This window comes from Bacillus sp. EKM202B (assembly GCF_011066025.1).
In the GTDB taxonomy this organism is placed as follows: Bacteria; Bacillota; Bacilli; order Bacillales; family Bacillaceae_G; genus Bacillus_A; species Bacillus_A toyonensis.
In genome coordinates this window covers 39,357-59,968 of record NZ_JAAMNK010000027.1, presented here as the reverse complement: position 1 = coordinate 59,968, position 20,612 = coordinate 39,357, and the positions used below count along the sequence as shown (strand labels likewise).

Below are 20,612 nucleotides of genomic sequence, written 5' to 3'. Positions count from 1 at the left end.
TGGTTTTTGATGATTTCAGTTGAGATTTTGTCCAAGTAATCTTTTCTAGCATTTGTCATGTATTCATGAATTCTAGCTACTTTTACTCGTTGTTTATTCCAGCGAGAAGATCCTTTCATTCTTCTAGAAAGAACACGCTGTGCTTTCGCCAACTTCTCTTCTAATGATCGAAAAAACTTCGGATTTTTATAGGTTGTTCCATCTGACAAAATGGCGAAATCTTTTAGTCCCACATCCATTCCAATGGAAGATTGTGTTTTCGGAAGTTCTTGCACTTCTGTTTCAGCTAACAAGGACACAAAGTATCTGCCAGAAGGGTTCCTTCTAACCGTAGCATTTAAAATACGTCCCTTTACTTCACGACTTTTGGCAAATCGAACAAGACCTAGTTTTGGCAATTTTATTTTTACCTTTTTACAGTATTAAAGAAGAGGGAATCGGCTTAGGATTAATGGTGTGTTATAAAGTTATTGAAACACACCAGGGGAAGGTATTTATTGCGAGTGAAGTGAATAAGGGAACTATAGTTGAAGTCATTCTCTCTATTTTTACACTTCAAAATTAATACATTCTTTTACTGAAATTTTATAAGTTAGTGAGCAGTTAGCTTTGGCTAGCTGCTTTTTGTATATATTGGGGTAGCATCGCATATCCATCAAGCTAAGGTTTTAAGATATCCCAAAAACAAAAATTTTATACACTTAAGGAATTTGTAAGTATCAAGTAAGAAAAACGAGAGCTTTGTTTCGTATAATCATAATATAAAGTGAAGGAAGAAAGATTATTTCTGGGGTTAATATGCATGTGGAAAAGGAGAAATCTATGGTTTTTTAGAGTAATAATATCAGTATGTCCAAGTCTTGGAGATTACTTGCAAATATTTTGAAGTTTTTGCACCAGAACCCTAATTATCATACCTGTTTTTTACCATCACATATTGGAGGTTAAAACATGAATAAAAAAAAGAAAATGCAAAAATCAGTACTTACCTTTACCCTACTTTTTTCTTTAGGTGTTTCATCTTTCCCGCTTACAACAGCTATTCACGCAGATACACGTGAGGAGCAATCTGCAGAAAAGAAACGAATTTCTTTAACAGAGCGTACATCATTATTTTTTGAATATCTCCAGCAAGGTAAGTATGCAGAGGCACTCCAGTTGACGTCTGCTGCTTTTCAATCCAAGTTTACAGCAACCACATTACAAAACTGGTGGACACAAAGTGGCTGGAGTGAGTTAAAAAGCATGGGAACCCCCGTGATAAAAGAACGAAACTTGGTCCATCAGACGGTGGAAATGCCAGCAGTTACAGAAGGAACTACCATACCGCTACTCCTTAAATTTACACCTGGCGGGAAAGTAGATGAAATTGGAGAAAGACCACCCAAGGAATCTTATACCATCCCGCATCCTAGCTATGATCAACCTGACTCCTATCAAGAACGTGAAATCGTCATTGGAAATTCTACCTATCCGTTACCAGCGACATTAACGGTTCCGAAACATAAGCCTGGTGAAAAGCTACCTGTAGTTGTTCTTGTTCATGGTGCTGGCATCCATGATCGCGATAGCACATATCTGGGAACAAAAATCTTACGAGACATTGCAGTGGGCCTTTCATCCAACGGAATTGCAGTGTTGCGCTACGAAAAACGCACCTTAGAACATGCATTAAAGATGAGTGCAGAACCAGTTACGTTAGACCGTGATACTACAGATGATGCCATATATGCAGCAAGATCAGCAGCGCAGCAAGAAGGCATTGATCCAAGTAATATTTTCATTCTTGGACATAGTCAAGGAGCCGGTACAATGCCACGTATACTGAGAAAAGCGCCTTCCTCACTTGTCCGAGGAAGTATCTTACTCGCACCACCTGCACGCCCTTTGACTGACATTGCCATAGATCAGTATCAATACCTTGGGAAACCAAAGGAAGAAATCGATGAACTAAAAAGACAGGCTGTTATTATTCAGGATCCTACTTTCAATCCTGACCATCCTCCAGCTGGCTACAATTTTGGGTCACCTCATTTTATGTATGATGTTTCTAGGTGGCGTCCAGTTGAAGAGGCAAAATCACGAAAAGAGCCTTTACTCATTCTGCAAGGAGCACGCGATTATCAAGTAACAGTAAAAGATGAATATACACGATGGCAAGAAGGACTTTCAAACCGCGGGAATGTTCAGTTCAAAAAATATCCGAAATTGAATCATTTCTTCACGGAGGGTGACGGGGAATTAAGTCTTCCTAGTGAATACGAAATCCCTGCTAATGTTCCTGGGTACGTCATCCAGGACATTATTACATGGGTCAACGAGACAAAAAAATAAGATAACATTGATTATCGACCATATCCAAAATTAAATCACTTCTTCACAGAAGGAAATGGGGAATTAAGTAAACCAGATGAGTATTATAGCCCTACAAATATTCCTGAGTATGTTATAAATGATATCGCTGCTTGGGGGCAAGGAAGATCTAAATAAAATGTGCAACGATACTTTTTAATAGCCAATTTCAGTACTTAAGATAGGACTATTTTTATTAATTAAATCTACCTGAAAGATAAAAAAGGTCACTTTGAAATAACCCGCATAGCCATCAAGATGAAGTAGTATATAGTAGATATATATAATAAAAAAAGCATCCAGATGGGTGCTTTTTTCTTTTGGAATAGAAATCTCCTTGTTAACTATATTTTATATATAATTAACAATTACGGTGCATGAAATACCTAAGCAAGAGATATTTTACTGAAAAATATTAAAAAAATTGTGCATGTCTTTTTTATTTTATACATTTTACATCTCCATATTTTCTCGATAATCGTTGTATATAATAATCGTGAATAAACAGAAGGGGACTGTGGTTGGGGCTCTGCTCCACGTAGTATAATGGCTCAAAAAGAGGACGGCACAATAATGTTTCTAATGATAGACGGTAGGCAGACATATAGCATAGGGGCCACGTTAAAAGAGTGCCAAGATATTCTATATGAAAAAGGAGCAATAAATGCAATGGCTATGGATGGAGGTTCTTCTGCTACACTATATTTAGGAGGAAAGGTTATAAATTCACCTTCTACATTATCCCATGAAGATCGTTATTTATCGAATGCTTGGGTGGTAACAGCAAATTCGAAGCAAAAAATAAAGATGACAATAGATGGAGAAAAAGTAAATACCAAAACATTAGATAAATTTGATGCAAGCTTTACTTCACAATAGGTATAAATAATGGAAAGCGAAAATAGTGAATATTGTTCAAAAAGAAAGCAAAAAAATACGCATCCGTGGCGGTGCGAGTAGGAATTATGATTGGCAGTATAATTATATTCAATAATTTTATAGATATTCCTCATGTTTTGTATCAGGGTCTAAACCAGATGTAAATGTTGTATTTAAAGTTGTGCAATTAGATGATAGAAAGTTCAAGAGTTATATAGACGGGGAACTCTACACTCGTATTGTAAATGCTTTTGAATCGATTATCTTTCTGATTAAGGCCGTGCCCTATCCCGATAGCATCTGTTGTAGCGTAATGCAGTGGACTTGTTCATTGTGATCGGTAGCCAGGATCGGTGATTCTCAAAAATATCTTGCTCTGGACGTGGTTATATAGTAATTAAAATGATCCCTATATTTATGAGACTACTTATTGAGATTAGTAGTCCAATAAATATAGGGCTTTTCTTTTGGAAAGTTGCTCCATTTATAGGTCCAGGCGTTATACAATCGCAGGCAGCCACAGCCGTCTTATCATTTTAAGACCCCTTTCTCAGAGTGTGAGAGTTATTTCCTAGTGCCCTCGGAGTAGATGGGAGAAGAATTAGTTTCGGACAAGGGATGCTATAGTTGGATTTACTGACAATAAGTATGTAATTGGTTATTCACCTTTTAGAATGAACAATTAAAGCATCCGGTCGAATGCTTTTTCTTTGTGAATAGAAAAACTTCTCGATATGAATCAAATTATATGAAAGTTATATATCTAAAATAGGAGGTTTAATACCGTTAAGGAGATCCCAAGTACTTAAACCAAAAGAATATTCGAAATGTGGATGATCAACTAGGTTAGTAAAACGCCCACCCCAATTTAAACCAAGTTTTTCTCCTATATACCCCATTTGTTTGAATTTTTTGATGTTACCCCAAGGTATAGAGTTATTTTCGAAAGGTGCAGCATCAAAGGCTAATCCCCAATTGTGATATGATTCCCCGCCTCGAGCGTTTGTAACCTTTTTACCCGGTTTCCATCTTCCTAAAGAAAATAACCGGTCTTGTTCACTCCAGCTCCTAAACACTGAATATATTCGAACATCTAAGCCATTAGCTTTTGTTAATTGAAGAAACTCTTTAGCCAACATCTCCACATATGGGTGTAAGGAGTGTAAATGATTAGAGCTAGTATAAAATTCAGATTGAGAATCGGGATTAAATAATTTGTGGCGTGTTCTCGGTGTAATATCACCGGAAGGGTATAAATTTTGCTATTTTTGGTATTTTTTTGTAGCTTGAGTAGTTGATGCATCAAATATCCCATTAAGTGCTCCAAAATAAATTCCTATAGATTGCAGCTTCTTTTGTATTAATAATACGTTCTCAAACAATGATTTCCAAGTGCGAACTTCTACTATTCCATTAGGATTTAATTTAGTTTTTTCTTGGAAAATTTTTGTGCATTTATTTGTTTTTTCATCAAAAAAGCCGGTAATAGCAAGTTTCTCGTAGTTTACTCCCAAACCGCTTAAATTTAATTGGAGAACTGTTACATAATAGCCTGTAGAGCCTAATTTAAGAGTGGGTAAACTCTCCATATTTCACCCCTTGATTTTAGAATACTGTTATTTATTATAGTTGAATTGAACTTTAATATGACAGGTACTAATCGTAAAAGAAATAGCGGTTAATATTTTCAGTTGTATTCACACAACTTGCTAAAATTCAAAACGGTGCTTTATAAATCAACTGATATCTTTAATTTATAAATTTCTTTGTTATAAGCAAGTATAAATTTGAATTACATAAAATTATCTTTGTAAATAAGGTTATTCAATTTTTATAGTATGCCACAAAAGTATAACTAGATTAATCTTTTGGATTGAAGAATTGTTTCGGATAGATTAGCAGAAGAGGGTGAAGTAAAAATAGAGCTGTCCATTTGTGCATTCTTATAATTCTAGAGAGGATTTAGGCAAGTATAGAATGGAGTTATATAAAATTATCTTTGTAAATAAGGTTATTTAACTTTTATAGTATGTAACAAAAGTATAACTAGATTAATCTTTTGGATTGAAGAATTATTTCGGATAGATTAGCAGAAGAGGGTGAAGTAAAAATAGAGCTGTCCATTTGTGCATTCTTATAATTCTAGAGAGGATTTAGGCAAGTATAGAATGGAGTTATATAAAATTATCTTTGTAAATAAGGTTATTTAACTTTTATAGTATGTAACAAAAGTATAACTAGATTAATCTTTTGAATTGAAGAATTATTTCGGATAGATTGGCAGGAAGTGGTCAAGTAAAAATAGAGTAGTCCATACTTATTTTTTAAAAAATCTAGAGAATCTTTAAAGAAAATAGGCAATTATATGATTTCAAAAAATAGAGTTGAGCATAATATCATGGATAAAGGGCCTTTTTATTTTGTTTATATACTAGAGTTTTAATATAAATAGGATTTAACGAGAGGAGAGGTGAATTTGTATAATTCTCATCCATATTCTTCAGGAGATTATAAACCACCATATTCTGTAGCAGGAGTGAGTCATGAAGGGCAAGAGGCGCTTTATCGGCAACCAAGTGGAAAAATTTTCGCGAAAATATATGAAAAAGACACAGAAAGACCGATTAAGGGTGTCAAAGTATCAATTTATAAAATGACAAATGAAGGGCGTATTTTAGCTTCCCGACAAAGTGAGGTTCTTACTTTATATACGAATGAATTCGGTGAAACGAATACAGTTGCCTTGCCTACACCCCCTAAAGAGAATGCGAGCGACCCTTTAGGATCTAAACCTTATTCAGAATATGCAATTTCCATCGAAGCTGCAGGTTATGCACCTGTAGTACTGCGCGGTACACAAATTTTTGAAGATGTTACTGCTGTTCAGAAAATGGAACTTATACCCATTAGCGGAGCAGAAGGACGGGATCTTGTTGAAATAATTGATATTCCGGAACATACATTAATCGGACAATATCCCCAGCAGGAATCCCAACAGGAACTACAAAAAGAACTCGAGATGCAACAAGAGATAAGGGAAGATAGAGATAGGGATGTTGTAATACCTGAATTTATTACCGTTCACGATGGTCATCCAAATACACCTGCAAGAAATTACAAGATGAGATTTAAAGATTATATAAAAAATGTGCTCGCTTCTGAGGTTTATCCCAATTGGAAAAAAGAAGCATTGTTAGCTAATGCTCTTTGCATAATGACTTTTACATTAAATCGTATTTATGTAAACCCTTTTAAAGGAAAAGGATTCGACATCACAAGTACTACACAGTTTGATCAAAAGTATACTCATGGGAGAAATACCTTTGAATCTACTGATGATGCAGTGGAGGAGGTATTTAAACAATATCTTGCAAAACATGGAGAAAACACACCGTTTTTTGCACAATATCGTGATGGGAAAAAGCAAACATGCTTATATGCTAAACGACCAGGAATGCTATATCAGTGGGGAACAAACTGCCTAGCGGAAAAAGGTATGACTTATTTGGAGATTTTGAAATATTACTATAAAGATATTGAAATCCGTTTAGCGGAATTTATACAAGTTATTAAATCTTTCCCAGGGAAAATCATAAAAGAAGGGGATCAAAATGCAGCTGTTGAAACCATTCAAAAATATTTATTCCATATAAGAAAAAGATATACAGATATTCCTGAAGTAAGAGTAAACGGTACGTTCAATTCAAGTACTGCATATGCAGTTAAGGCTTTTCAAAGACAGTTCCAACTTTCTGAAAATGGGGCTGTAGATGAAATAACTTGGAATAAAATGAATGATATTTATGTGTATGTTACAAATCTCCCTGGCATGTATCCTATTATGCAGAATGGTAGCCAAGGAGAACTTGTAAGGAGATTACAAAATTTATTGAAGGATTATGGTTTTTACGAAGGACAATTAGATGGTTTTTTTGGACTTGGAACTGAAGTTCAGTGAAAGAGTTTCAAAAGATAAAAAGTTTTACTGTTACAGGAGTAGTGCGTAAGGAACTATGGATGGTCCTTGAAGAGATAGAATATACTATGGGAACTTCCCGAAGGTCTTTAACAAGTAATTCAATTCCACAGCAAATGAATACAGAATTAAGTCTTAAAACACAAGTGCCTTCTCAAAATCATAACCGATTATCCATTTATCCCCCTTCTATGACAAATGTGTCCAATTATCAGCAGACACAATCATTCTACAATAATAATAGATATTATCCCTTTTCTTAATTAGTGATATATGTGAAAGTAACAAGGAATAATGAAATGAACAGACATAGAAGGAGGACGAATAGATTTGAATGAAAATTATTCTTATCCATTGGATTTAGGCCAGCAATTTTATTATCAACCGCATCCATTTTTAAATGAAAATCAAATTTATTATGATACACGGGATTCTTATCGGGTATCAACTGGTAAATTAATTGTATCTGTTTATGAAATGAATACAGATAAACCCATTAAGGGTGCAAGGGTATTCATTCGTAAGCAGGATGATAGTGGTCAAGTTATTGCTATACTCCAAACAAATGACATTGGTTTAACAAGTCCCATTTCTCTATCAGCGCCTCCTAAAGAGTATTCTTATAATCCTTCAGGACCAAAACCTTATACAGAATATATTCTTACAGTCGAAGCACCTAACTATGGAGTTAAAATAGTTAGAGGTGTACAAATCTTTCCGGAAACTACAGCGAAACAAAGAGTGGAAATGCTTCCTGTTAATCGAACAGGAGAACTTCAATTAATTGAAACAATTGATGTTCCTCAATATGCATTAACTGAATATTATTTAGAAAAACAACTTCAGTCAAACTATCCCCGGTTTTCACACTTTCCTCAACATGCAAATAGCTTCAAAATACCTCAATACATTATAGTTCATGATGGAAATCCTAATGAATTAGCGCCAAGATATAAAGTGGAATTTAAAGAATATATAAAAATGTAGCTGCTTCAGAACTTTACCCAACATGGCCAAAAGAAGCTATTAAGGCTAATATAATTTGTATAACATCATTTGTATTAAATCGTATATATAATGAGCATTATTTGGAAAGAGGATTTACAATCAGTAGCACGTCTTTGTTCGATCAATCTTTTAATTATGGTAGAAGTACTTTTTCTGAAATTGATGAGATAGTTGACGAGATATTTAATCAATATATTACAAGACCGTATAGTATTGAACCACTACTAATTAATTACTGTAGCGGCATAAGAAATGATTCAAATGAATACTTCTGTAGATGGGGAAGTATATACCTTGCTGATCAGGGGAAAGATTATGTAAGTATAATTCGTGCCTTTTATCCACTATCAGAGATTAACTTTTTATAATCAATAAGTTAACAATGGAAATCTAGAAAGGCAACCGAACAGTGTTATTGTTAGAAATATTATAAGATATGAAATACTACCTGAAAACGTTAAGGTTTTTATGGGGTACTCAAAAAATAAATATTAATTTAAAACCGTAGAAGTAATTAGGTTCTATGGTTTTTCTGTATATAATTATTAAAAAGTTTATATTAGGTTTATTTTGTTAAAATAAAGAAAACTCCCCCCTTAAAAAGGTAAGGGAGTAAGTATTAAGCTTTTTAACTTATATTTATTAGATTTTAAAAAAACTCAAGAAGAGCTCAATGAAAAATCAATTTTACGACCATATTCGGGAAAATCGATAAGGGGATTTCTATTCCCTTGAGTGTCTTGAATACTTTGATTCCGATGCTTTTCATAAATACTTACTGGATATTGTTCATGCCATCTAAGTAATAATTCAATGTCTATGTTTTTTTCTTTGTCATTTGTAATTTTATCTGGATATCTTAGTAAAAAGTATAAAGTGGCTCGTGCTACTATACCTTTAGCGTATTCAGGTTCGAATAAACTCTTTTCTAATTTCCCACACTTTTGTCTAATTGATTCCAGCTCAATCCCCTTATCATAATCTGGGAAATCATGATAAGGATAGTTACTTCTCATCGAGTTACATTGTGGATCACATGCGAATAAATGATGCAAATCACCTCTCATTGGTTCCTGTTTATGAAACCAAGATTGTGGTACTACGTGTTCACAGTTCAATTTATTGTTTTCTTCAATTTGCTTTTTTCGGGTTTCTAACTCATTTTTAGTTAATGAGTGATTAGTCAGAAGTGAATCTAATTCATTTTTTCGTTTGGTGATTATTTCAATGTCTTCAGCAATAACTTCTTCTGGTTTTCTTATGTTTCCAGAGTAGATACTTTTTAAATTTCCGTCTACTTGTAAATCTACCCAATTATATAAATATTGTGCTGGGTTATATTTGACGGGTTTATGTGTATTTTCTATTAAAGAATACAAAGCCTTAAATAATTCACTTGGTTTTAATTGATCAAAATTAATTGGTTTATAATAAGATGCTATAATGTTTTTCTCCGCATCTTCATCAAAGTATTTTTTTGAATCGTTTTCAATAATACCTTTATTTTTATTAAGTTTATTAAGAAGTTCAATTTGTTCATTTTCATTCATTAATAAGGTTGAAAACTCATTTTCTGGAATACTTGAATTGTTTTTTGTCATAAGAAATAGCCCTTTCTTCATAATTGTATTATTATATTTATATAATATACTGATTGATTTTATAGAGTTACTTAAGAATATCCTTAATTTTAGTGAAGGGACGAAAATATTAATAATTCTTTGTGTACATTAATACTAAAGTGAGTTTTACTTTTAATAGTAAGAACCTTGGTAACCAAAAGTTTTGGTACTTATAATCGAGAAAATATAATATTAATTGTACATTCTTTTATTATATTATTGATAATTTAATAATGCGATTTAAACATTTGAACTATAGATAAAATGGATTCCTACAAAATCATCTTGATGCAAGGTGATCGATATGTTTTCAATACTTATGAACCCGAATGTCATGTTTCATCTGAAAAGCAGATGAATAACGATAATCCAATTTATTTGTATTTTAGAAAAGAGACAGTGTAAGTTTACACCACTCTTTAATCTAAAATAGGAATATATTTATATAATACTTTTTAATTATTCTCGAAATAAACATTTTTACTTTTAAACTTGATTACTAACAATCACTTTTGTAATTACAGTTTTCAACAGGTTTAATTGCATGTCCTGAGTCATCCGTACACCATGATTGTGACTGGAATGCTAAAAAGACAGCTTCCCATTTATTAACGTCTTTATAATGGAAAAGTACTCCACCATCTTGCCAAATACCATCATCTTTTTTAAAACTTCCCACATTTCCTTGGTTCATGTGGACATCATGAATTCCAGGAGGGATTTTTTCACCGTATGCATAAATATCGACTGTTGGATTATTTTCAGATGTTTTCATGTAATTCAAAAATTTATCTTGTAAATCGTTATCATCTCCAGGTGCAGTTACTGGAAGTGGGACTAATTTACAGCGGTCAAGTAAATTACCTCGAATATAATCCAGTGCAATTTCTCTATTATTATTAGTAATGTTTGTGAAGCCGTAATTTAAGTTAGGTAGGTTTGTAATTTGCTCAGAATGAAAATTTTTACCCGCATAGTACAATAACTCAGATGGATTTTTTTTTGATTTGACATTAATAATAATTTCGTATTCATGGTTATTATTATCTGAGATATTAACTGTAAAATGAGGTGTGTTATCCTTATCGTCAGGAGGGGTATATCCTACTACTTGACCCTTTAAAACCCCATAATTTTTTACTGGCATTACTATCAGCTCCTAAAAATTTATTTAAACAGAATATAGTATTATCTGTATTTTATTTTTTATTCTTAAGTTATATTAGTAAAAATGTGAGAAAAAATATTTTTTCTATTAAAAATTTATAATCAAAAAGTTTATGAATAATAGGTGCTAAATAGATTATATTATTTTACGTATATATTAATTAAAATATATAACAACTATGAAGAGCGTTTATAACAGTGAAACTAGCTTTTATTTAACAATGTTAAATAAACTAAAGTTAATATTAAAATGATTTTTTAATAAGACAATAAAAGTGACACAAAGTTAAAACATAAACTAAGAGAATGTCTTTTAAATACTATCACTTTGAAGATTTTTAGAGCAATCTGTATATGAGTTGCATATTTAGTGAGATATATGTAGAGAATAGATTTTGATTGTTTAAAAGCAATCAAAATCTATTATATGAGGTGAAGATATGAGTCAAAATAATTCAAATGATGTAAAGAGTAACGAAGTAGGGTTAATCCCTTTTGAGGTGTTAGAAGTTGTTAGTGAAGTTAGTGAAATACCTGAAGGCGTCAAATTTATAAATGCTCCGGCAGTATGGGAAAAAAGTGAAAAAGGAAAAGATATTGTGGTTGCAGTCCTAGATACTGGATGTCAAACGGATCATGTGGATTTAAAGGATCGTATTATTGGAGGGAAAAATTTTACTACTGATAATGATAGTGATCCTGATAATTATTCTGATTTAAATGGTCATGGAACGCATGTGGCGGGAACGATTGCTGCTACAGAAAATAATAAAGGTGTTTTAGGAGTAGCCCCACAAGCTAAGCTACTTATTGTTAAAGTATTAGGCGGTCCAAATGGATCGGGTGCTTATGAATGGATAATAAATGGGATTAATTATGCAGTAAACTGGAGAGGCCCTAATGGAGAAAAAGTAAGAGTTATTTCTATGTCTTTAGGCGGACCTCAAGATGTACCAGAACTACATCAAGCTGTAAAAAATGCAGTGAATAATGATGTATTAGTTGTTTGTGCAGCTGGTAATGGAGGAGATAATAACAGTAATACAGATGAGTTTGATTACCCAGGTTCATATCAGGAGGTTGTAGAAGTTGGTGCTGTTGGTTTTAATAAAAAAATAGCTCCTTTTAGTGATTCAAATAAAAATGTAGATTTAGTTGGGCCTGGAGTAGGGATTTTATCAACTTATAAAGGTGGAGGCTATGCAACATTAAGTGGGACATCAATGGCAACTCCACATATATCAGGTGGTTCAGCATTAATTATTAAACTTTGTGAAAGTAAACAACAATTTGATAGAACGTTATCTGAGGATGAAATTTATGCACAATTGATTAAAAGAACAACAGCTCTTGCTGATTCCAAGCGTTTGGTAGGTAATGGTTTGTTAGACCTGGCAAAAGAATAAAATAGAAGTTATAGGGTTACTAGTATTAACGTCAGTATACAATATTATTCCAGTAAAATTACTAAAAGATAAGTTTGCAACTTCATTTAGTAATTGGTGTCATACTCATGTGAAGATATCGTGTGTTTCAATTACGATAAATTTATGAAGTTTTTTATCAAGACTAACAATCGTTACATCATAATGTTAAATTCGAATAATATAAAATGCAACGACTAGTGATCTTCCCTTTAACGGAAAAATTCACAGAAATTCATTTGGATTTTTCGGTTGTTAATTATAAATAAATTCTTGAATTAATTGCTTTAAATAAGAAAGAAGGATTAGGAAAATGGATGATACAGAATTGGAAACACAGAGACATTAGATTATTCATTATTAAAAGCCATTAAAGCTGGCGGATATAATCTATATCTAAGGCATGGAGAAAAGGAAAGAGAACCAGGAGGAGTACTAGATCTGAAAGATTGCAAAACGCAAAGCAACTTAACCGATAATGGGAAAAAAATCTGAAAAATTAGGAGAAATCTTTAGAAAACAAACAGTACCCGTTCAATACCCAGTATTTACAAGCCCTTATTGTCGAACTAAAGACACAGGCAAACTGGCTTTTGGGAAACAAAATATAGAAGTGATGGATGAATTAGCTGAGATTAACAACTTAAATATTGATAATTGAAATGAACAACAGAGACTAGTAAAAGAAAAGCTAATTAGAATATTTGAAACAGAACCTAACTCGCAAGTAAATAGGATATTCATCGCTCATGATTATTCTTTTGATGAATCTATTCAATCGCTTGGTTTTTTAGATACAGTTATTTTAAAACCAAAAGGATTGGGATTAGGATATGAATTTGTTGGTTTAATTAGTTTAAATCAATTTATAAACTGGACAAATGAAAATCTATCTGATTAAAAGTGAAAATTATCTGGTTAAAATCCACAAAAAGATTAGTGTTATTTTAAAATTGTTGCACTTTCAAATTATTAAAAGATGTAAGTAAAATTAAGAAATGGAGAAAATAACTATGAGTGAACATTTACAACGACATCCGCATTTTGGTAATACGTTAGCAGATCATTTTATGGAGCATCATCGAAATCCACTTTCATTTCATGCTCCAATTGTGCATGTAAAAGCAACAATTAAATTAGTTGAAGAAGATGATTCTAATTCAGAAGGCGGAACACATCAGCATTTTTTAATTAATAATATACAAGTTATTGATATAAAAGGTGCACAAAAATCTTTAGTAGAAAATGAAGCCTTCTGTGCAATTCGTTTTGGAGATAAATTAGGGTTGAAAAATCCAATTCCAGGCTTAAAAGAAGGGACAGAAATTGAATTGCAAGGAGAATATGTTGATAAAACACATGTAAAAGTAGGAATTGGGAATCCAGGTGATCCAGTCATACATTTCACGCATCACCCAGTGGGTTTTGTAAATTATAATGGTGTACATTACGAATAAAAATTTGCAGAAAATATAGGAAGAAATATTTATTATTAGAGTAGTCATTTTTGCTATTTACCAATCAATAGATATGTTTTTTATTCTCATCGGATAAGGATATGGAAAAAATAAACAAACAATGAGTTCTTTTGGGTACAAAATACCTATTATAGAAAAGGAATGATAATTATGAGAAAAGTTGAAAGTATTGTTCCAGAATACTTATTAGAAAAGTTTGCAGAAAAAGGGAGCGAAAAAGCGCAAAAGAGCTTAGAACATACTAAAAAAATTCATGAGAAAAGAAAGAGTCTAATTAAAAATCAAGAAATAATGGATTCTGCATTAGAGAACACTAAAGGGCATAAAGCCACTATACATGTTTATGATTGTCAACATACAGAACAACCTCAGCATAAATTAGTTCGGGATGAGGGAGATTCACCTACGGATGATGAAGATGCGAATCAAGCATATGATGCTGGAAAAGTCATTTTAGAATATTATAAAAAGGTATTACATCGTAATTCTATTGATAATCGTGGGTTGGATCTTATTTTTAACGTTCACTATAGTAATCATTTTATGAATGCTTTTTGGGATGGAGAACAAATGATTTTCGGTGATGGTGATGGTGAAATCTTCATTGATTTTACAAGAGGAATTGATGTTATAGCCCATGAGATGAGCCATGGTGTAACACAGTATACATCTAAACTCGAATATCATGATCAACCCGGTTCCCTTAACGAAAGCTTTTCTGATTGTATTGGTAGTGCAATAAAACAATATCATTTGGGTCAAAATGCTCAGAATGCTGATTGGTTAATTGGTGATAAAATTATTGGTCCTAAATTTCCTGGAAAAGCCCTTCGCTCAATGAAAGAACCAGGAACCGCAAACGAACATGATTCTCAGCCAAATCACATGGATAAATATGATGATGGTAGTAACCTTAATTTTGAGACTGAAGAAAAAAGACAAAGTTATATCGTGCATACAAACAGTGGTATCCCAAACAAAGCATTTTATCTCGTGTCTAAAGGAATAGGAACAGATAATGCTGCAATATTATGGTACAATGCATGGCCGCATCTTCACCCTAATTCTGGCTTCCATGATGCTTTTGAAGAAATTCTAAAAGCCGCGAAAGTTCTTATAAACGAAGGGAAAATGCCCCAAAACACAGATCAAGTTGTAAACAAAGCATTTAGTGATGTAGGTATCTCAAAATCTTAAATTATTTAAACATAGATGAGGAAATGATTTTTGCAAAAAGACACCTTACTTAGGTGCCTTTTTGCTTTGCAATTTTTTGAGAAGGACAAGCATACATTTTCGAATTGAAGTTAGATCTTCAGCAAAATCATTTTATTCAATTGAAACTAACAACCGGCATGCAAAAATTTCATATGAAGCACGGTAATGGAGATCAACCAGAATATTTCTCAAAAGAGAAAGGAAAAAGCCGTGGTAAACATATAATTGTGGTTATCTAACAGAAATTCGCGCAAATATATCTACATTCAAATCGAAAATAGTTTTTTAAATACTTTATTAATATTTTTCATCACTCATATCCCAAACAAAGCGGTAGATAAACTATGTATTTTTTATATAATAAAATTGAAAATCTCAATAAATAATAAAAGGTTCAGCAATCATAGGAAGCTGAACCTTTTATTATTTATTCTTTCCTATTCTTCCTAAACTATCTTTAATAGTTGTTTCCCCAAGTTGTGTATATAGCAAAGCCGTATCTTGGCTGGTATGCCCAAGTTGCTGCATGACTTGTAATGAGTCTTTTTCTTCCATATACAATTTATTTGCCAATGTGTGTCTTAATTTATGAGGAGACATTTTTTTACCGTAGGCTTTAGTATATTTTTCTACTATATCTTGGATAGCCCTAACGGAAAGTGGTTGTGCAGTATGTTTATACTTTGATAAAAACACATTTTTTAATTCTTTTCCTGGAGCATATTTGTTATCTCTAATTTCCATATACTTTTCAAGGTCGTTCAATGCAATTGGTGTAATCCATACAGAATCTTCTTTGTTTCCTTTTCGGATTACATCAATTAGTCTTTCTTTTAAGTTTATATCTTCCATACGTAGATCAGCCAATTCGCTTACTCGAATACCACTACCAAGAAAGAGGGAGAGGATAGCTACATCACGATCTTTATCTCTTAGGAAATAGAACAACTGATGTTTTGTTAAAGATTTTTCATGTTCGTACTTAACATAATTCAAAAATTCTTGATCGTCATCATTATGAAATATCTTAGATCTCATACGTTTTGCACGAGCATTTAATGTTTCTTTATCTTTATGTATTTCTATTTTAGCCATTACATTTCTATAAAAATAACATTCTCCATCATCATTTTCTGATAGGGCGGTAAGGTACTTAAATAAAGACTTTAAGGCTGAAATTTTTCTGTTAACAGAGGAATTCTGCATGTTTTGTTGCAGTTTTAGAAAACGCATAAAGTTCTCAACATCTTTTTTCTTTAAATTCTCCAAATCAGAGAAGGATATGTCTTTAACCGGCTTAAAATCTATAATTTGTTCAGATAGTAGCCAATTAAAGAAGACTCTAAAATCATATACATAATTCAGTAGGGTGGAGGGAGAGGCATCATGCAATTCTTTGTACTCCACAAATTCTTCTATATAAAAGGGCATTTCATTTAGATTCTCGTATAATTTTTTACGATGTACGGATTTTTGACGTTGCTTGCTGTAATCCATAAAAATCACCTCATATACACTATAACAGAAAAAATACTCGAACACAAGTTCGCATTAAATTCAATTTTTACACAGACTTATTTACATAATTAAATTATGGGATGCTAAAATATACTCGAAATTAAATAAGGATAGTGTAATCATTCTAAAAAAAGTTATAGATAAGCAAGTGATAAATCTGTATTACGCTATAAAATCAGTACAAAAATCAAATTTACAGGTGTGCAAAATTGTTTAAAAGTTGTTATAAAATACGAATTGGTTAATTTAATTATGATTATGAGGAGTTAAATAGATCAACATAAGAACAACTTTTATAAATTGAAGTGTAATTTACTATAAAAATTTTCAAAGAATAATTCAATATTTGATAATTTCCATAGAAGATATGAACTATATGTAAATATCCAAACAGAACAAAAGTCATGAAACTGAGCTCGAAATCCCTAGATACCGTATTAGATTTTTATATAAACATTTTATTGTTCGTAAAATTGGTATTTCGTGCGAAGTTTTGAAGTGTTTGTTTTTCACCTCTTCATATTAACTTTTATTCTCATCAAACAAAATACGTCATTCACTTTCCACTTCATCAGCCTGAATATCTTTTAGTTTCAGATACATTCAACTATACATATTGATATTGATTACATGATTGCTTATAGGACATATCCAGTATATAAATACACTTTAATACAAAACAATTTAATCGCCTAAGACTAAATGGATTGTATTTTTCACAAAACTTAATTGTTTATGCTTTCGAAATAGAGTGTTTCCTTTAGTACTTTTATATTGTACTTGTTTTAGATGAGCATTCCGCTAAATGTGATTTTAATACAGGTTTCAAAATATAACTTCTAAATTTTTTCTTCTGTCTCAATAACATAAGTATTCTTTTCAATTTGAGATTTATTCTGTTCTTTTTTACACATACCTATAATAAAGGTTATGTAAACTAAATATTAATAAGTTATTATAAACACCTTTTGCGGTTTTTCAGCTGCATACCTTTCCCTACTGTAACATCATTACAAACTTAACTATCTAGATAGAACATACATTACTTCAGTACTAATCAATTCTTTTTGTATACAAAAAGAGAATAGTAGTCACAATATATCTCTAAAATTATAAAAGACACCCAGTTACCTTTTACAGAGAATATATGAATTATCCCTCATTTCTTTAGGCATTTTTATGTACAGTACTTATATGATTATAAGGGGCTAGCACCTCATGTCATAGTGGCTGCAGTTGGCCATAAAAATGATAGAACTACAAAAGAAAATTACTTGAAGCAAAGACTTACAAAGGGGATAATGATGTAGGGAACTTAATTGGTGATGATGAATTTTAATTTATAATTAGCATATTATAAAATCGAAATAGGGCAAGGTTAAACAAATAATCCCGTTTCACCTTACCTTGTCCGTTTGAATTGTTTTAAATATTTATACTGCATAGACTTCAATTAACAATATAATTCTATCTCTCTATCAAATTTAAGGTTTCACTTCGGAGTGTACTATTATCTTTAAATATTCCTTTATATGATGAAGTTATAGTCATTGAACCAGGTTTTTTCACACCCCTCATTGTCATACACATATGCTCAGCTTCAATTACTACAATTACACCTTTTGGCTCTAAAGTTTCAAAAATTACATTTGCTAATTCATTGGTTATTCTTTCCTGCAACTGTGGTCTTTTGCATATGGTTTCTAAAGCTCTAGCTAATTTGCTTAACCCAGTTACCTTTCCATTATTAGGAATATAACCTATATGAGCTATTCCAAAAAAAGGTACCAAATGATGTTCACACATAGAATAGAACGGAATTTCTTTAACTAATACCAATTCTTCATGATTTTCATTAAATATTTTTAACAAATGTTCAGAAGGGTTTTGACCTAAACCTTGAAAAACTTCCTTATACATTTTTGCTACTCGTTTTGGGGTTTCCAAAATACCTTCCCTATTAATATCTTCTCCAATTGCTTCAAGAATCATTTTTACTGCTACTTCAATTTTGTCAGTATCTATTTCTACACTTTGAATTGTTTTTAAGCTCATCTATTATCTCCACCTTATTAATTTATTCATAAAATGCTCTTATTTATACACCTCGTTTATTTCCCCATACTAAAGCATGAAGTTGAGGTAATACTTTTGCATCATTCATTTCTTTACACTGTACAACTTTTTCAATCAATCGTTCATATTTCTGTAATAAGTTTTTAATAAGCGCTGCATCATCCACCGTTTTCGTATCATCGTTCCCAACTTGTAAGAAAAATGGTACTTGCGGATATCGCTTGTGCACCTTTACTGCATATTCAAAATCATAATCTTCAAATACAACCACTTTTAAACTAAAATCTTTTCTTTCTAATTTATGAATAACAGAGTCTAGCATTGTAAAATCTGTTTTCATCTTTGAACTTGGTGGTTTAGGCGAAATTGTCACTTCTTCAATTTGAAGCAACCATTCTTGCCACTTACTCCCTTGCGTCTCAATCGCTGTACGAATTCCATTCTCTTTTAATACAGTAAGAAGAAACTGAATATTCTTCAGCAAAACGGGATTCCCACCTGAAATTGTAACGTGAGAAAAATTTTCTCCACCAATTTCAACAAGTTCATTCCAAATTTCTTCTGGCGCCATTTGTCTAACTTGTTCTTTTGCTGAGCCATCCCATGTAAAGGCTGAATCGCACCAAGAGCAGCTATAGTCACAACCTGCTGTGCGAATGAACATCGTTTTTTGTCCAATAACCATGCCTTCTCCTTGAATGGTTGGGCCAAATATCTCCAACACAGGAATCTTACTCATCAAGTATCCACTCCCGCCTTACTTCTGCATAACTCGTTGGTGTTTCAAAGAGACGTACGAATTCGACACGAGCTCCTTTATATTCTTCTGTTCGATTCCCTTTTATTAATGCTTCCGCCATCTTTTCATAAATCCAGACAACCATATTTTCCGCAGTCGTATTCATCACTGGTAATGTCTCATTTAAATAGCGATGATCCAAATAAATCTCTATTTCGTTTTTCCAAATTTCTTTTATATCTCCAAAGTCAATTGCAAGTCCAATATCATTTACATATCCACTAATACCAAATACAACTTTGTATGTATGACCATGTAAATTTTTGCATTTCCCTTCATAACAGTGCAAATGGTGTGCTGCATCAAATGTAAATTCCTTGCTAACCATTACTCTTTTATTATGGTATTTTAATTGCTCAAGCTGAATATCCTTGTCCATTTTTTGCAAATTTTCTACAATGCGAAACCCGAAAAAGTTTTCCATTATTCATTCTCCTCTTTGCGTTCTTGTAGGTACGTATCTAATCCTGCTTTACGAAGTTGACATGCTGGACATTCACCGCAACCATCACCAATGATTCCGTTATAACATGTTAATGTTTTTTCTCTAACAAACTCGAACGCGCCAAGTTCATCAGATAATTTCCACGTGTCTGCTTTATCAATCCACATAAGTGGTGTATGAATGATAAATGGATAATCCATAGATAAATTTAATGTAACGTTTAACGATTTCACAAACACATCACGGCAATCTGGATAACCACTAAAATCAGTTTCACATACACCCGTTACAATATGACGTGCTCCAACTTGTTTTGCTAATACAGCAGCAAATGATAAGAATAATAAATTCCGCCCATCTACAAATGTCGATGGCAATTCCCCTTCTTCGTGTGTAATCTCCATATCTATTCTCGTTAACGCATTGGGAGCTAGCTGATTTAGTAAGCTCATATCTATCACTGTATGTTTAATGCCAAGCTCATTCGCAATTTCCGCTGCACAATCAATTTCTAACTTATGACGTTGATTGTAGTTAAATGTTACAGCTTCCACCTCCACAAACTGCTCTATTGCCCAAAATAAACATGTTGTACTATCTTGTCCACCACTAAAAACAACTATTGCTTTATCATTAGAGTACATTTTGTT

At 32.3% G+C, this 20,612-nt stretch carries 12 protein-coding genes and 8 pseudogenes; 11 read left to right on the top strand and 9 right to left on the bottom strand.

All coding sequences use genetic code 11. The annotated features are described in order from the left end of the window. Positions 1-407, bottom strand: a pseudogene (locus G9F74_RS23840) (RNA-guided endonuclease InsQ/TnpB family protein); the annotation flags it as partial. Positions 408-409: 2 nt separating this feature from the next. On the opposite strand from G9F74_RS23840, the pseudogene G9F74_RS23835 reads away from it, so the two are divergent. The 4 genes and pseudogenes from G9F74_RS23835 to G9F74_RS23825 all read left to right on the top strand — a co-directional run. Continuing rightward, positions 410-565, top strand: a pseudogene (locus G9F74_RS23835) (ATP-binding protein); the annotation flags it as partial. Positions 566-951: 386 nt separating this feature from the next. Further along, entirely contained in the window at positions 952-2,334 is a 1,383-nt protein-coding gene (locus G9F74_RS23830) for an alpha/beta hydrolase (protein WP_165406299.1), read from the top strand. Beyond that, a pseudogene (locus G9F74_RS30700) lies at positions 2,335-2,490 on the top strand (alpha/beta hydrolase); the annotation flags it as partial. It abuts the gene before it with no gap. Positions 2,491-2,856: 366 nt separating this feature from the next. Then, positions 2,857-3,231 (top strand): annotated as a pseudogene (locus G9F74_RS23825) (phosphodiester glycosidase family protein); the annotation flags it as partial. 755 nt (positions 3,232-3,986) lie between these two features. On the opposite strand, the pseudogene G9F74_RS23820 reads toward G9F74_RS23825, so the two are convergent. Then, positions 3,987-4,820, bottom strand: a pseudogene (locus G9F74_RS23820) (peptidoglycan-binding protein). A gap of 887 nt (positions 4,821-5,707) precedes the next feature. Here G9F74_RS23820 and G9F74_RS23815 point away from each other — a divergent pair. Both G9F74_RS23815 and G9F74_RS23810 read left to right on the top strand, forming a co-directional pair. Then, positions 5,708-7,470 (top strand): annotated as a pseudogene (locus tag G9F74_RS23815) (peptidoglycan-binding domain-containing protein). A gap of 67 nt (positions 7,471-7,537) precedes the next feature. Further along, a pseudogene (locus tag G9F74_RS23810) lies at positions 7,538-8,583 on the top strand (SpoIID/LytB domain-containing protein). Between the two features lie 291 nt (positions 8,584-8,874). On the opposite strand, the gene G9F74_RS23805 reads toward G9F74_RS23810, so the two are convergent. Next, positions 8,875-9,816 carry an endonuclease I family protein gene (locus G9F74_RS23805; protein ID WP_165406298.1) on the bottom strand — a complete coding sequence of 314 codons (942 nt, stop codon included), beginning with the start codon at positions 9,814-9,816 and terminating at the stop codon, positions 8,875-8,877. Between the two features lie 520 nt (positions 9,817-10,336). Beyond that, positions 10,337-10,984 carry a YukJ family protein gene (locus G9F74_RS23800; RefSeq protein WP_165406297.1) on the bottom strand — a complete coding sequence of 216 codons (648 nt, stop codon included), beginning with the start codon at positions 10,982-10,984 and terminating at the stop codon, positions 10,337-10,339. 460 nt (positions 10,985-11,444) lie between these two features. Here G9F74_RS23800 and G9F74_RS23795 point away from each other — a divergent pair, with 460 nt between their 5' ends. From G9F74_RS23795 to G9F74_RS23780, 4 genes are all read left to right on the top strand, one after another. Further along, the gene (locus G9F74_RS23795) at positions 11,445-12,410 is read left to right on the top strand and encodes a S8 family peptidase (RefSeq protein ID WP_165406296.1); all 966 of its coding nucleotides are present in this window, start codon (positions 11,445-11,447) and stop codon (positions 12,408-12,410) included. Between the two features lie 496 nt (positions 12,411-12,906). Beyond that, entirely contained in the window at positions 12,907-13,089 is a 183-nt protein-coding gene (locus G9F74_RS30200; protein ID WP_260408078.1) for a histidine phosphatase family protein, read from the top strand. 352 nt (positions 13,090-13,441) lie between these two features. Then, positions 13,442-13,885 (top strand): hypothetical protein, encoded by a 444-nt coding sequence (locus G9F74_RS23785; protein ID WP_001289218.1) that lies wholly within the window; start codon positions 13,442-13,444, stop codon positions 13,883-13,885. Positions 13,886-14,056: 171 nt separating this feature from the next. Next, entirely contained in the window at positions 14,057-15,103 is a 1,047-nt protein-coding gene (locus tag G9F74_RS23780) for a M4 family metallopeptidase (RefSeq protein ID WP_165406295.1), read from the top strand. 444 nt (positions 15,104-15,547) lie between these two features. Here G9F74_RS23780 and xerS read toward each other — a convergent pair whose 3' ends face one another. Further along, complete coding sequence (gene xerS / locus G9F74_RS23775; protein WP_097888080.1) at positions 15,548-16,621, bottom strand: tyrosine recombinase XerS; 1,074 nt, start codon at positions 16,619-16,621, stop codon at positions 15,548-15,550. Positions 16,622-17,733: 1,112 nt separating this feature from the next. On the opposite strand from xerS, the pseudogene G9F74_RS23770 reads away from it, so the two are divergent. Next, positions 17,734-17,981: pseudogene (locus G9F74_RS23770) on the top strand (tyrosine-type recombinase/integrase); the annotation flags it as partial. A gap of 128 nt (positions 17,982-18,109) precedes the next feature. Here the strand turns inward: G9F74_RS23770 and folE are convergent. From folE to queC, 4 genes are read right to left on the bottom strand one after another with little or no spacing between them, the layout of a single operon-like run. Beyond that, positions 18,110-18,697, bottom strand: a complete 588-nt coding sequence (gene folE, locus G9F74_RS23765) for a GTP cyclohydrolase I FolE (RefSeq protein ID WP_000054142.1) — start codon at positions 18,695-18,697, stop codon at positions 18,110-18,112. A 43-nt stretch (positions 18,698-18,740) separates the two neighbouring features. Further along, complete coding sequence (queE, locus tag G9F74_RS23760; protein ID WP_000036267.1) at positions 18,741-19,457, bottom strand: 7-carboxy-7-deazaguanine synthase QueE; 717 nt, start codon at positions 19,455-19,457, stop codon at positions 18,741-18,743. Beyond that, complete coding sequence (gene queD / locus G9F74_RS23755; RefSeq protein ID WP_000426940.1) at positions 19,450-19,941, bottom strand: 6-carboxytetrahydropterin synthase QueD; 492 nt, start codon at positions 19,939-19,941, stop codon at positions 19,450-19,452. The genes queE and queD overlap by 8 nt, the downstream gene beginning before the upstream one ends. After that, a complete protein-coding gene (gene queC, locus G9F74_RS23750; protein WP_098141276.1) occupies positions 19,941-20,606 on the bottom strand; it encodes a 7-cyano-7-deazaguanine synthase QueC in 666 nt (221 codons plus the stop codon). The genes queD and queC overlap by 1 nt, the downstream gene beginning before the upstream one ends. Positions 20,607-20,612: the final 6 nt, after the last annotated feature.